This window comes from Streptomyces sp. NPDC020898, from assembly GCF_044333925.1.
Lineage (GTDB): Bacteria > Actinomycetota > Actinomycetes > Streptomycetales > Streptomycetaceae > Streptomyces.
The window spans coordinates 206,647-219,158 of record NZ_JBIRRV010000005.1 but is presented as its reverse complement, the minus strand read 5'-3'; the positions used below and the strand labels follow the sequence as shown (position 1 = coordinate 219,158).

At 70.6% G+C, this 12,512-nt stretch carries 9 protein-coding genes and 1 tRNA gene; 4 read left to right on the top strand and 6 right to left on the bottom strand.

All coding sequences use genetic code 11. The features are described from left to right. Window positions 1-7: 7 nt before the first annotated feature. Entirely contained in the window at window positions 8-736 is a 729-nt protein-coding gene (locus ACH4TV_RS18310; RefSeq protein ID WP_398399191.1) for a hypothetical protein, read from the bottom strand. A gap of 47 nt (window positions 737-783) precedes the next feature. Between ACH4TV_RS18310 and ACH4TV_RS18305 the strand changes: the two genes are divergently transcribed. Further along, a complete protein-coding gene (locus tag ACH4TV_RS18305) occupies window positions 784-972 on the top strand; it encodes a DUF5703 family protein (protein ID WP_018549191.1) in 189 nt (62 codons plus the stop codon). Between the two features lie 69 nt (window positions 973-1,041). Here the strand turns inward: ACH4TV_RS18305 and ACH4TV_RS18300 are convergent, their stop codons facing one another. The 3 genes from ACH4TV_RS18300 to ACH4TV_RS18290 form a co-directional block, all read right to left on the bottom strand. Continuing rightward, window positions 1,042-2,100: a chaplin family protein gene (locus ACH4TV_RS18300; protein ID WP_398399189.1), complete on the bottom strand. Its 1,059-nt coding sequence runs from the start codon at window positions 2,098-2,100 to the stop codon at window positions 1,042-1,044. A gap of 136 nt (window positions 2,101-2,236) precedes the next feature. Then, window positions 2,237-2,470, bottom strand: a complete 234-nt coding sequence (gene chpH / locus ACH4TV_RS18295; RefSeq protein ID WP_398399187.1) for a chaplin ChpH — start codon at window positions 2,468-2,470, stop codon at window positions 2,237-2,239. 211 nt (window positions 2,471-2,681) lie between these two features. Further along, a complete protein-coding gene (locus ACH4TV_RS18290) occupies window positions 2,682-4,058 on the bottom strand; it encodes a M20/M25/M40 family metallo-hydrolase (RefSeq protein WP_398399185.1) in 1,377 nt (458 codons plus the stop codon). Between the two features lie 147 nt (window positions 4,059-4,205). Between ACH4TV_RS18290 and ACH4TV_RS18285 the strand changes: the two genes are divergently transcribed. The 3 genes from ACH4TV_RS18285 (at window position 4,206) to ACH4TV_RS18275 (ending at window position 9,934) form a co-directional block, all read left to right on the top strand. Beyond that, a tRNA-Leu gene (locus tag ACH4TV_RS18285) sits at window positions 4,206-4,290 on the top strand. A 284-nt stretch (window positions 4,291-4,574) separates the two neighbouring features. Continuing rightward, window positions 4,575-8,450 (top strand): Pls/PosA family non-ribosomal peptide synthetase, encoded by a 3,876-nt coding sequence (locus ACH4TV_RS18280; protein ID WP_398399183.1) that lies wholly within the window; start codon window positions 4,575-4,577, stop codon window positions 8,448-8,450. A gap of 92 nt (window positions 8,451-8,542) precedes the next feature. Continuing rightward, window positions 8,543-9,934, top strand: coding sequence for a M1 family metallopeptidase (locus ACH4TV_RS18275; RefSeq protein WP_398399181.1), 1,392 nt, complete (start codon window positions 8,543-8,545; stop codon window positions 9,932-9,934). Between the two features lie 62 nt (window positions 9,935-9,996). On the opposite strand, the gene ACH4TV_RS18270 is transcribed toward ACH4TV_RS18275, so the two are convergent. After that, complete coding sequence (locus ACH4TV_RS18270) at window positions 9,997-10,881, bottom strand: peptidoglycan-binding protein (protein ID WP_398399179.1); 885 nt, start codon at window positions 10,879-10,881, stop codon at window positions 9,997-9,999. Continuing rightward, window positions 10,881-12,440, bottom strand: a complete 1,560-nt coding sequence (locus ACH4TV_RS18265) for a DUF6519 domain-containing protein (protein WP_398399177.1) — start codon at window positions 12,438-12,440, stop codon at window positions 10,881-10,883. The genes ACH4TV_RS18270 and ACH4TV_RS18265 overlap by 1 nt, the downstream gene beginning before the upstream one ends. Window positions 12,441-12,512: the final 72 nt, after the last annotated feature.

The window sequence follows — 12,512 nt, the reverse complement described above, 5'->3', positions numbered from 1 at the left end:
TGCCGCCCTAACGGCCGCGTGATCGATCCACGTCCAGTGGTTCCAGGTCCTCGTCCTCGTCCAGGCCGGTCACGACGAGCTCCGGGTCGAGTTCGTCCTCCAGCAGGTCGTCGTCCTCGACGAGGTCGTCCGCCTCGTCGTCGAAGACCGCGCTGACGTCGAAGCGGCAGACCACCCGCTGTGCGTCGACCTGGTCGAAGGGGGCCTCCAGCCACTCGCCGGCGTCGGCCGGTTCGTCGGCGGCCGTCACCCACAGGGTGGAGTCGGCTTCCTCCAGGCCGAACTCCTTGTGCCGGGAGGCGATCTCGTCCGGCTCGAACTCGCCGAACAGCAGGCCCAGCGCCCCGTGCACCGTGCCGGAGACATCGGCGCCCGTGCCGTCGTCGTCCACAGCCTCCACCCGCTGTGCCTGCGCCAGCAGCCGCTGCGGCTCCACCACGACGTAGTCGCGGCGGATGAGCACACTCAACGCGTTCGGCTCCTCGGGCCCCGTGTACGGCGGCAGCGCGTCCTCCGTGCCGGGGATCTCGAAGGGGGTGACCTCGTCATAACGGTCGTAGAGCAGCTCGTCGTACACCTCGGCGGCAGCGGCCAGCTGGTTGAACGCCTCATAGACGTCGGGGTCGTCCTCCCCAGACCGGTGTTCGACCGCCGCCAGGTGGCGGTCGAGCGCCGTCTTTACCGCCTCGGCGGCGGCTCGTACCTCGGCAGCGGTGGGCTGCGCAGCATCAGACATAGTGCAGACGCTATCCGTACCGGGCCTCTGCCCGCACAATAGATGCGATGCCGGAATACGAATTTGTCGACGTGTACGTACCACGCGGGGTCACCCGCAAGGAAGCCACACGTCTGCTGACCGACCATGCCGAGTACGGACACTGGGAGTTGGACCGTCTGAGCCTGCTGCGCGACGGCAGCCGCAGGGTGCGGTTGCGCCGGCGGATCATCCGCCAGGTGCGCGCCACGTGGTGAGGTGACACGGTCGAAACGGAGCGGGCCCCGCGTCCGCGGGGCCCGCTCCGTTCAGTACGCCGCACAGGTCTACGCCGACGGGCGTGCCTTGCGGTAGAGGACGGAGCCCGCGAGCAGCATGCCCGCGCCCATCGGCAGGGCGATGCCCAGCGGCAGGTCACCGCCGGTGTGCGCGAGCTGCGCGGCAGCCCGGGGCTGCGGAACGGTCTGTACGTCGCTCTGGTCGGCGTACGGGGAGCCGGCCGGCGGCGTCACACCGGTCGGGGAGACCGGGGGCGTGACCGGCGAACCGGGAGTGGCCGGCTGCTCGGGGCTGCCGGGTTCGGACGTGGGCGGCGGAGTCTCGTGCTCGTTTCCCGGCGGGGTGACCGGAGGACCGCTGTCCGGCGGCGGCGTGTGGTGTCCTCCGTCCGATCCGTACCCCGCGTTCGAGCAGTCGTTGCCCGCCACGGCGTTGCCGATGCCGATGACGTCGACGCTGTTGCCGCAGACATTGACCGGGGCGTCGACCGGCGCTTCCACGTGGTTGCCGGAGCCGACGCCCGGCGAGTCGGTGGCGTACCCGCCGGCGTACGAGCCGGAACCGTCCCAGCCGCTCCAGTCGGCCCAGTCACCGGAGCCGCCCGGGCTGCCCGGATACCCGAAGCCGCCGAAGCCGCCGGGGCCGCCGGGGCCGCCCGAGTCGCCGTACCCACCGGATCCGCCGTGCCCGCCGTAACCGCCCGACGAGCCGTAACCGTCGTAGCCGCCGTACCCACCGGACGAGCCGTGATCTCCCTGGCCGCCGTGACCGCCGTGGTTGCCCTGGTTGCCGTGACCGCCGTGGTTGCCCTGGTTGCCGTGACCGCCGGGCGAACCGTTGCCGCCGCCGCCCTTGCCGCCGCCTCCGCCGTTGGCGCACTTGTTGCCCATCGCCGGGTTGAGCAGACCGACGACGCTCACGGTGTTGCCGCAGGCGTTGACCGGCACGCTCACCGGTGCGCTCACCGTGTTGCCGGACAGCACACCGGGTGAGTTGGAGGCGGCGCCGTTCGCACCCGAGTCGGCATGCGCCTGGCCGCCGGCGGCGGCCATCACACCTGTCGCGGCCGCCATGGTCATCAGCCCCTTGCGGGTGACCTCTCGCATTTCTGCATCCCTGCCTTCCAGTGATGTGTCGTGAACCTTCTGAAACGACCTGTCGGCCCCGGAACGCATGACGCGTTCCGAGGCCGACAGGCTCAGACTCGCTCGGAGTCAGAGCCTCACGAAGTGAGGCGCAGCATCAGTGGTTGACGCAGGTGTTGCCGAAGGCGGGGTTCAGCAGCCCGATCACGGAGATCGTGTTGCCGCAGACGTTCACCGGGACGTGAACGGGAACCTGAACGACGTTGCCGGACAGGACACCCGGGGAGTGCACAGCGGCACCCTGGGCACCCGCGTCGGCGACAGCCAGGCCCGCACCCGCGAGAACCAGACCACCAGTGGCAGCCGCAGCGGCGACGATCTTCTTGATCATTATTCCTCCTTGTTGGCAATGCGATTCCCAGTAGCGGATCGCATCACCAGTAACGAGGAGGCGGGATTAGGGCTACGACCTTATGAGCGCATTCACTCTTCTCAGTCAGTCACGCACATGCGGACGATTATTGGAGTATCGTTCAATCGGGTAATTCCGGGCGCATTCAAGGAGGTTCGAGGGCCCCAATGGCCCGGAGATGGCCCGGAAATCAGGATGCCTCGATGAAGCGGTCGAGCACACGCACCCCGAACTTCAGCGCGTCGACCGGCACCCGTTCGTCAACACCGTGGAACATGCCCGCGAAGTCCAGCTCCGGCGGCAGCTTCAGCGGCGCGAAGCCGAAGCAGCGGATGCCGAGGTCCGCGAAGGACTTGGCGTCGGTACCGGCCGACAGCATGTAGGGCACGGCCCGGGCGATCGGGTCCTCGGCGACCAGCGCGGTCTGCATGGCGTCCACGAGCGCCCCGTCGAAGGAGGTCTCCAGCGCCTTGTCGGCGTGCACGTCCTCGCGCTTCACCTTCGGGCCGAGGATCCGGTCGAGGTCGGCGAGGAACTCCTCCTCGTACCCCGGCAGATAGCGGGCGTCGATGTGCGCGGTGGCCTGGCCCGGGATGACGTTGACCTTGTAACCGGCGCCCAGCTGGGTCGGGTTGGCGGTGTTCTGCAGCGAGGCGCCGATGAGCTTGGCGATGCCGCCGAGCCTGGCGAGCGTCGCGTCCATGTCCTCGGGGTCCAGTTCGGTGCCCAGCGCGTCGCCGAGTTCGTCGAGGAAGTGGCGGAGCGTCTTGGTGACCCGGACCGGGAACTTGTGCCGGCCGAGGCGCCCGACGGCCTCGGACAGTTCGGTGATCGCGTTGTCCTTGTGAATCATCGAGCCGTGTCCGGCGGTGCCGTCGACGGTCAGCTTCATCCAGTGCATGCCCTTCTGGGCCGTCTCGACGAGATACAGGCGCAGCTTCTCGTTGACGGTGAACGAGAAACCCCCGACCTCGCCGATCGCCTCCGTGACGCCCTCGAAAAGGTCCGGGTGCTTGTCGACCAGGTGACGGGCGCCCCACGTGCCGCCGGCCTCCTCGTCGGCGAGGAAGGCGAGCACGATGTCGCGCGGGGGCTTGCGTCCGCCGCGCAGCCGGTCGCGGACGACCGCGAGGGTCATCGCGTCCATGTCCTTCATGTCGACGGCACCCCGGCCCCACACACACCCGTCCGCGATCTCCCCGGAGAACGGGTGGTGCGTCCAGTCCGCCGCGTTGGCCGGTACGACGTCGGTGTGGCCGTGGATGAGCAGCGCCGGCCGGGACCGGTCCTCACCCTCGATGCGCGCCACCGTGGAGGCCCGCCCCCTGTGCGACTCGAAGATCTGCGGCTCCAGGCCCACCTCGGCGAGCTTCTCCGCGATGTACTCGGCGGCCTTGCGTTCGCCCGGTCCCGAGTGGTCGCCGAAGTTGCTGGTGTCGATCTGGATGAGCTCGCGGCAGAGGTCCACGACCTCGTCCTCGCCGGTGACACCCCTGGCCGTATCCGTCCTGCCCGTCCCGCTCACGCTGCTACCTCCCGCTGTCACTCCTGGTGGTCCACCCCTCATCCTCCCTCTCCCGGCCGCCGCAGCCCAAGACGGGCGTCCGTCCGTCACACGCCGTTCACGCGGCGACAGGGGGTGATCGGTGGCTCTCGAAAGCCTGGTAATGTTTCCCTCGTCGTCACGGGGGGAACCCCGCGCGACAGACACCTTGTCCGGGTGGCGGAATGGCAGACGCGCTAGCTTGAGGTGCTAGTGCCCTTTATCGGGCGTGGGGGTTCAAGTCCCCCCTCGGACACATCAGATGGATGAGTGAGGGTCCCTACCGTGAGGTAGGGACCCTCACTCATTGTGTGTGCAAGATCTCTTCGGGCCGAAGATCACCAGGTCAGAGCCGGTGGCCGAGTCCGTCGGCACCCCCGGACAGCCCCGCCCACGTGGCTGACGGACCGGCGTGCGCCTAGCCTCGTACTAAAATTTCCGGCTTGTTACGGAACGGAGCTGGAGCAGGACAACCCCAGGCATACCTGCGGGCCCCCGCCAGCGCCCCGGAGGTCTCCGGGAACGAGACGCGAGGACCTGATGGCAGCCATACACGAGAGCAGTGCTCTCGGTCTGCTCGACGAGGAGATCCGCGAGCGGTTCGGCGACCGGGCACGATTCTCCGCGGGGCCCGCCGCCTCGCCCCGCACCCTCGTCGACATCTTCGACGCCGCCGTCCGGTCCTACCCGAACGAGCCCGCCCTCGACGACGGCACCACCTCACTCACCTACCGCGCGCTGGCCGTCGAGGTCGAGACCGTGCGGCGTCGGCTGGGCGCCGCGGGCGTCGGGCTCGGGGACCGCGTCGGGGTCCGGGTGCCGTCCGGGACCAACGAGCTGTACGTCGCGATCCTGGCCGTGCTCGCCGCCGGTGCCGCCTACGTTCCCGTGGACGCCGAGGACCCGGACGAGCGGGCCGAGCTGGTGTTCGGCGAGGCCGACGTACGTGCCGTCGTCGGGGCCGGGTACGAGATCACCGTTCCCGGCGGCCGGAGCGACCGTCCCGCCGCCCGCCCCGGGGTCGAGCACGACGCGTGGATCATCTTCACCTCCGGCTCCACCGGCAAGCCCAAGGGCGTCGCCGTCAGCCACCGCAGCGCCGCCGCCTTCGTGGACGCCGAGGCCGCGCTGTTCCTCACCGACGATCCCGCGGGGCCCGGCGACCGGGTCATGGCGGGCCTCTCCGTGGCCTTCGACGCCTCCTGCGAGGAGATGTGGCTGGCCTGGCGCTACGGGGCCTGCCTGGTGCCCGTACCGCGCTCCCAGGTGCGCAGCGGCGCCGATCTGGGGCCCTGGCTGGTCGAGCAGGAGATCTCCGTGGTCTCCACCGTGCCCACGCTGGCCGCGCTGTGGGAGCCCGAGACCCTCAACGACGTACGGCTGCTGATCTTCGGCGGTGAGGCCTGCCCGCCCGAGCTGGTGCAGCGGCTGGTGACGGAGGGGCGCGAGGTGTGGAACACCTACGGGCCCACCGAGGCCACCGTCGTCGCCTGCGCCTCCCTCATGACCGGCGAGGAGCCGATCCGGATCGGGCTGCCGCTGAACGGCTGGGAGCTGGCCGTCGTCGACGAGGCCGGGGAGCCCGTCGCCATGGGGGCCAGTGGGCAACTCGTGATCGGGGGCGTCGGGCTCGCCCGGTATCTCGATCCCGCGAAGGACGCCGAGAAGTACGCGCCGCTCGAATCCCTCGGGTGGGAGCGGGCCTATCGCAGCGGTGACCTCGTCAAGGCGGAGCCCGAGGGGCTGATCTTCCTCGGGCGGGCCGACGAGCAGATCAAGCTCGGCGGGCGCCGCATCGAGCTGGGTGAGGTCGACTCGGCGCTCCAGGGGCTGCCCGGCGTCGCCGGCGCCGCCGCTGCCGTACGGACGGCGCGCAGCGGCAATCAGCTGCTCGTGGGGTACGTCGTCACGCAGGACGGGTGGGATCACGCCGCCGCCGTCGAGCGGCTGCGCGCCGAGCTGCCCGCCGCCCTGGTGCCGCTGCTCGCGCCGGTCGCGGAACTGCCGACGCGTACGTCCGGGAAGGTCGACCGGAACGCCCTGCCGTGGCCGCTGGAGGGGTTCGAGACCGGGCCCGCCGCCCAGCTGTACGGCACCGAGGCCTGGCTCGCCGAGCAGTGGAGCGAGGTGCTCGGCATCCCCGTCGGCAGCGCGGACGACGACTTCTTCTCGATCGGCGGCAGCAGTCTCGCCGCCGCCCTGCTGACCACGAAGCTACGGACGCGCTATCCGAGCGCCGCCGTCCTTGACATCTATCAGCAGCCCGTGCTGCGCAAGCTCGCCCGGCACCTGGAGGAGTCCGCGCAGGTCGACACCGGCGGACGGGTCATCGCGCCGGTGCCCCTGCGCGCCAAGGCGGTCCAACTGCTGTTGCTGGTACCGCTGTTCACTCTGCTCGGGCTGCGGTGGGCGGTCGCGCTGGCCGCCGCGGGGAACGTACTGCACTGGTTCGGGGCCTACCCGTGGGCGCCGGCCACGTCGTGGTGGGCGGTGGCCGCCGGGGCGGCGGTGCTCTTCTCCCCGCCCGGGCGGCTCGCTCTCGCGGCCGGTGGGGCTCGGCTGCTGCTGCGGGGCGTGAAGCCGGGGCGGTATCCGCGCGGTGGCAGTGTGCACCTGCGGTTGTGGACCGCCGAGCGGCTCGCCGAGTTCAGCGGGGCGACCTCGCTGACCGGGGCGTGGCTGGAGCGGTACGCGCGGGCGCTGGGCGGCAAGGTCGGGGCGGACGTCGATCTGCACTCGCTGCCGCCGGTCACCGGGATGCTCAAGCTGGGGCGCGGTGCTGCCGTCGAGTCCGAGGTGGATCTGTCGGGGCACTGGCTGGACGGGGACCGGCTGGAGATCGGGCAGGTCAAGGTGGGTGCCGGCGCTGTCGTCGGGACGCGCAGCATGCTGTTCCCGGGTGCGCGGGTCGGTAAGCGGGCCGAGGTGGCTCCCGGTTCGGCAGTCGCCGGGACCGTGCCGACCGGGCAGCGGTGGGCGGGGGCGCCGGCCGTCAAGCTCGGCAAGGCCAAGCGGAACTGGCCGAAGGAGCGTCCGGCGCGCGGGCGGATCTGGCGTGCCGTGTACGGCGTCACCGGTTTCGCGCTGAGTGCGCTGCCGGTGCTGGCGGGTGTAATCGCGCTGCTGGTCGTGAGTGTGTTCGTCGACCCGGAGGCCGGGCTCGGGGCCGCTCTGCGGGGCGTCGCGCTCGCGCTGGTGCCGGCCACGCTGGCGTTCGGTCTCGCGTACGCGCTGGTGCTGCTGATCGCCGTACGGCTGCTGAGTCTGGGGCTGCGCGAGGGTACGCATCCCACGCACAGCCGGATCGGGTGGCAGGCCTGGACGGTCACGCAGCTCATGGACCGCTCGCGCGAGACGCTGTTCCCGCTGTACGCCGGGCTGATCACGCCGGTGTGGCTGCGGCTGCTGGGGATGCGGATCGGGCGCGGCGCCGAGGTGTCGACCGTACTGGCGCTGCCGAGTCTGACGACCGTCGGCGAGGGCGCGTTCCTGGCCGACGACACACTGACCGCGCCGTACGAGCTCGGGGGTGGCTGGCTGCGGATCGGGCGGGCCGAGATCGGACGGCGGGCCTTCCTGGGCAACTCCGGGATGACCGCGCCGGGGCGGTCGGTGCCCGACGGCGGGCTGGTCGGGGTGCTCTCGGCGACGCCGAAGAAGGCGAAGAAGGGCAGCTCCTATCTGGGGCTGCCGCCCGTGAAGCTGCCTCGGTCCGCGTCGGCCGGCGATCAGAGTCGTACGTACGATCCGCCTGCCCGGCTGCTGTGGGCGCGGGCGCTGGTGGAGCTGTGCCGGATCGTGCCGGTGTTCTGTTCGGCGGGTCTTGCCGTGCTGACGGTGGCCGCGTTCAGTGTGCTGGGTGGATGGTTCTGGCTGGTGGGTGGGCTGGTGCTGCTCGGTGTCGGCGCGCTTGCCTGTGTTCTGTCCATCGTCGCCAAGTGGGTGCTCGTGGGGCGCCACCGGGCCGGTGAGCATCCGCTGTGGAGCAGTTTCGTGTGGCGGAACGAGCTGGCGGACACCTTTGTCGAGGTCGTCGCCGTGCCCTGGCTGGCGGGGTCCGTGCCGGGTACGCCGGTGATGTCGGCGTGGCTGCGGGGGCTCGGCGCGCACATCGGCAAGGGGGTCTGGGTGGAGAGCTACTGGCTGCCCGAGACCGACCTGGTGACCCTGGGCGACGGGGCGACGGTGAACCGGGGGTGCGTGCTCCAGACGCACCTCTTCCACGACCGGATCTTGCGGACGGATACTGTGGTCCTCCGTGAGGGCGCGACGCTGGGTCCTGGCGGGATCGTCCTGCCCGGCTCCACGGTCGGGGCCCGGTCCACTCTGGGTCCCGCGTCGCTGGTCATGGCGGCGGAGTCCGTTCCCGACGACACCCGCTGGCTGGGCAACCCGATCGAGTCATGGCGTTCCTGAAAGCGCTGAACGCGGCTCGTCCGGGTACCGGGGCGGGAGTGGGTTCATCTCCGGCACCACGTACGAGCACAGCGCAGGGAGCAGACTCAGCAGTGAGCGTTCAGCAGACAGCGGGTTCGGACCCTTACTTTCCGGCAAACGGTGACGCCCGTTACCGGGTGCACCGGTACGAACTCGCGCTGGACTACCGCCCCGGCCCGAACCGGCTCTCCGGCACCGCCCGGATCAACGCCATCGCGGGCCGGTCGCCGCTCGCCGAGTTCCAGCTGAACCTGGGCGACTTCAAGATCGGCCGGGTGCGCGTCGACGGCAAGGCGACGCACTACACGCACCGGGGCGGGCGGCTGCGTATCCGTCCCGCGAAGCCGTTGCGGGCCGGGGCCGCGTTCACGGTCGAGGTGCACTGGGCGGGCAATCCCAAGCCGGTGAGCAGCCCCTGGGGCGGGCTCGGCTGGGAGGAACTGGAGGACGGGGCGCTGGTGGCGAGCCAGCCGATCGGGGCGCCGTCCTGGTACCCGTGCAACGACCGGCCCGCCGACAAGGCGTCGTACCAGATCTCGATCACTACGCCCTCTGCCTACTCGGTCGTCGCCGGCGGGCGGCTGTTGACGCGAACCACCAAGGCCAGTACGACCACGTGGGTGTACGAGCAGTCCGCGCCGACGTCGAGTTATCTGGTGGGGCTTTCGATCGGGAAGTACCAGACCGTGCTGCTCGGTGACCCCGGGCTGGGCGGGGTGCCCCAACACGGGCATATTCCCGCCGAGTTGCTGCCCGAGTTCTCCCGGGACTTCGCGCGCCAGCCCGCGATGATGGAGCTGTTCCAGGAGCTGTTCGGGCCGTATCCGTTCGGTGAGTACGCGGTCGTGGTGACCGAGGAGGAACTGGATGTGCCCGTCGAGGCACAGGGGTTGTCGCTGTTCGGTGCCAACCATGTGGACGGGGCGCGGAGTTCGGAGCGGCTGGTCGCGCACGAGCTGGCCCATCAGTGGTTCGGCAACAGCGTGTCCATCGCGGACTGGCGGCACATCTGGCTGAACGAGGGGTTCGCCAAGTACGCGGAGTGGTTGTGGTCGGAGCGGTCGGGCGGGCGTAGTGCGCAACAACTCGCCGCTGTTGCCCATCGGTTGCTGTCCGGACGGCCGCAGGATCTGCGGCTTGCGGACCCTGGGCGCAAGTTGATGTTCGACGACCGGTTGTATCAGCGGGGTGGGCTTGCTCTGCACGCCGTGCGGTGTGCGTTGGGTGAGGATGCGTTTTTCCGGATGCTGCGGGGGTGGGCGGGGCTGCATCGGGGTGGGTCGGTGAGTACGGCTACGTTCACGGCGTATGTGGGGCGGTTTGCTGCGGAGCCGTTGGACGAGTTGTTCACTGCGTGGCTTTATGAGGGGGCGTTGCCCAAGTTGCCCTCGGCGGAGGTGCCGCCGGCAACGGGAGGGCCGCGGGTGCCTGCGCGGCCCTCTTATCCGCCGTCCAGTGCGTAGTGGGTACCTGCGGGTGCGTTGTGGCTGGTCGCGCAGTTCCCCGCGCCCCTATGGGGCGCGTCTCAGTTACCCGGGACTTTTAGTTTGTCCCAGCTTGTCTTGCCGGGGATGCCGTCTGCGTCCTTGCCCTTGAAGTTCAGTTTCTGTTGCCAGGCCGCGTAGGACTTGCGGTCGGACTCTGTCCATTCTGGGCTGGGGCCGTCCTGGTAGCGGCCGCAGCCCTCCGCTACCAGGCGGTGGCCCATTGCCGTGATCACCGGGGACTTCTGGCCCAGGTGGAAGAAGCCGCCGCCGGGGAACGGCACATAGGAGGGCTTGGGAGGTGCGGGGGTGGTGTCCTTGCCGCCGCCTCCGCCCCCGGCCAGGCGTTCGCGGATGCGGGCGCGCATGCTGTCCATGGTGAAGCCGCGGGGGTCCACCTTGCCCGGCTGCCATTCCTTGTGGCCGATGACGGAACGCTCGCTCCAGCCGTGGTGGCGGCAGATCGCGGCGGACACCTTTTCGATGGCCTCCTTCTGTGCCTCGGGCCAGGGGTCCGTGCCGTTGCCCAGGTTGATGCACTCGAAGCCGTAGAAGTGGCGGTTGCCGTCCGTGTCCGCCTCGTTGTCGACGGGCAGCTTGGACTCGTTGATCACGGCCCGCAGGACGTCGTTGTCACCGAGCCCCGCGTGGTTGGCGCGGCCGTTGCCGACGAGGTGGATGTGGCCCTTCTTGTCGATGACGCCGTGGCAGAGGGGGCCGGGCAGGTTGGCGTAGCCGTCGTAGCAGAGGTCTACGGAGGAGTTCGTGCCGGAGGTGACGGTGTGGTGGATCATCACGCCGTTGACCGGTCCCCACGGGCCCTTTGAATTGCGGTTGTGGGTGCGCCAGTTGCGGACCTCGTGGACCGTCAGGCCCTCCGCGCGCAGGATTTCCAGCAGCTTGGACGCGCTGAGCGGCTTCGCCATTACTTGTCTCCGTCCACTGCTGCCTCCGCTTCCGCGGTGGTCTGGGACCGTCCGTGGGACGGGTCGGCATCCGCCGTCTGCTCCTCCCGGCGGGCCTGGGCCTCCGTCGCGAGGGCCGACTCGTCGGCCGCCGGGACGCTGCTCGCCGCCCACCCGAAGGCGCGGCGGAGGTCCACGGTGCTGCCCTCGCCCTTGACCAGGGCGAGGGGGGCGAAGGAGCGGGCGATGCCGGCGGGTGCCTGGAGGAGCGGGCGGCGGGCCTGGTCGACCGGCCATTCGACGCTGCCGGTGGCGGTGCGGGCGGGGACGAGCCAGTGGTCGCCCGCCGTGTAGGCGGCGCCCTTGGCGAAGTAGACCTCGACGCCGTCCTCCAGGGGCAGCCACTCCCCCTCCGTGACCGGTACGGCTCCGTTGCGGAGTGTCGTCGTACGGCCCTTGCGGCGCGGGCCCTCGTGGTGGTCCCAGCGGCGGAGGAAGGGGTTCAGGTGGGGCAGGCGGCCTACGCCCGGCTCCGGTTCGGCGGAGAGGCGGACGCGGCGGCCGGGGAGGTCCAGTTCCTCGACTCGGAGCAACGGCAGGGGCTCCAGGCGGGAGGCGTACGCCGTGTCGGTGAACTCGACGCGGTCGCCGACGTCCAGGTCGAGCTTGTCGTCGTGGCCGAGGGACGCCAACTGCACCCACGTACCGTCGAGTTCGTCGACCGGGAAGACGACGGAACCGTTCTCGCGGGACCACTTGAAGGTGGCGTCCTTGGCCGCGCCGGCGTCGTGGATCTCGACGCGGTACAGCTGGTTCTCGGGGCCCCGGTAGCGGGCGTCGGGCTTGACCAGGCAGGGGTCCTCGTCGGCGTGGTCGGGGCGTTCGCTGCGGGCGGCGAGGCGGGCCGTGGGGGTGGACTGCTTCAGCGCCCAGCGGTCGAAGGCGGCGCTGACCACTTCCTTGGACGGCTCGGGCTCGTCGATCTCCAGCGCGGCCAGCGAGAGCGGCAGCACCTGCCAGACCACCTTGACGCGGGCGGCCGTGTCGGGCAGGGCCGCGCCGAGGGCGACCTCGCGCAGCGCCGGGTCCTCGGCGGCGGTGACCGAGCGCTCCCACACCTTCAGGTAGACGAGGAACGGCGACTGGGCGGGCGAGGGCAGCCGGTCGCCGGGCTTCTCCGGGTCGCGGAAGCCGTCGGGCTGGTCCCAGTAGGTCCAGTACGTCGGCGGCCGAGTGGCCTCCGGCTCCTGGTCCTGGGCGTCCTCGTCGTCCGGTACGGGAGTGCCCGGGGCCGGGCGGTTCGCGTCGAGGAGGATGCCGTCGACGTAGTACCGGCCGCCGTGGATGTACAGCGTGTCGATGTCGTGCCTGCCGCCCACGTACTCGACGCGGAAGCCTGCCGAGCCGCGTGGGCCGCCGTGCGGTCCGATCAGGTCGGCGGCGAGGGTGCGGGCCTGGTGGAGCTGGATCGCGGCCTGTTCGTTGGCGTCGGCGTCGAGCTGGACGCGGCCCTGCTGGGTGATGACCGCGGAGTAGTGGCGGTCGGGGCGGAAGGTGAGTCGGGAGAGATCGGCGTGCATGAAGGGGGTCCCCCAGGGTTCAGATGCTGAAGTGTGCGGGTTCGCGAGGTCGTTGGCGGATGCGGCCGGCGG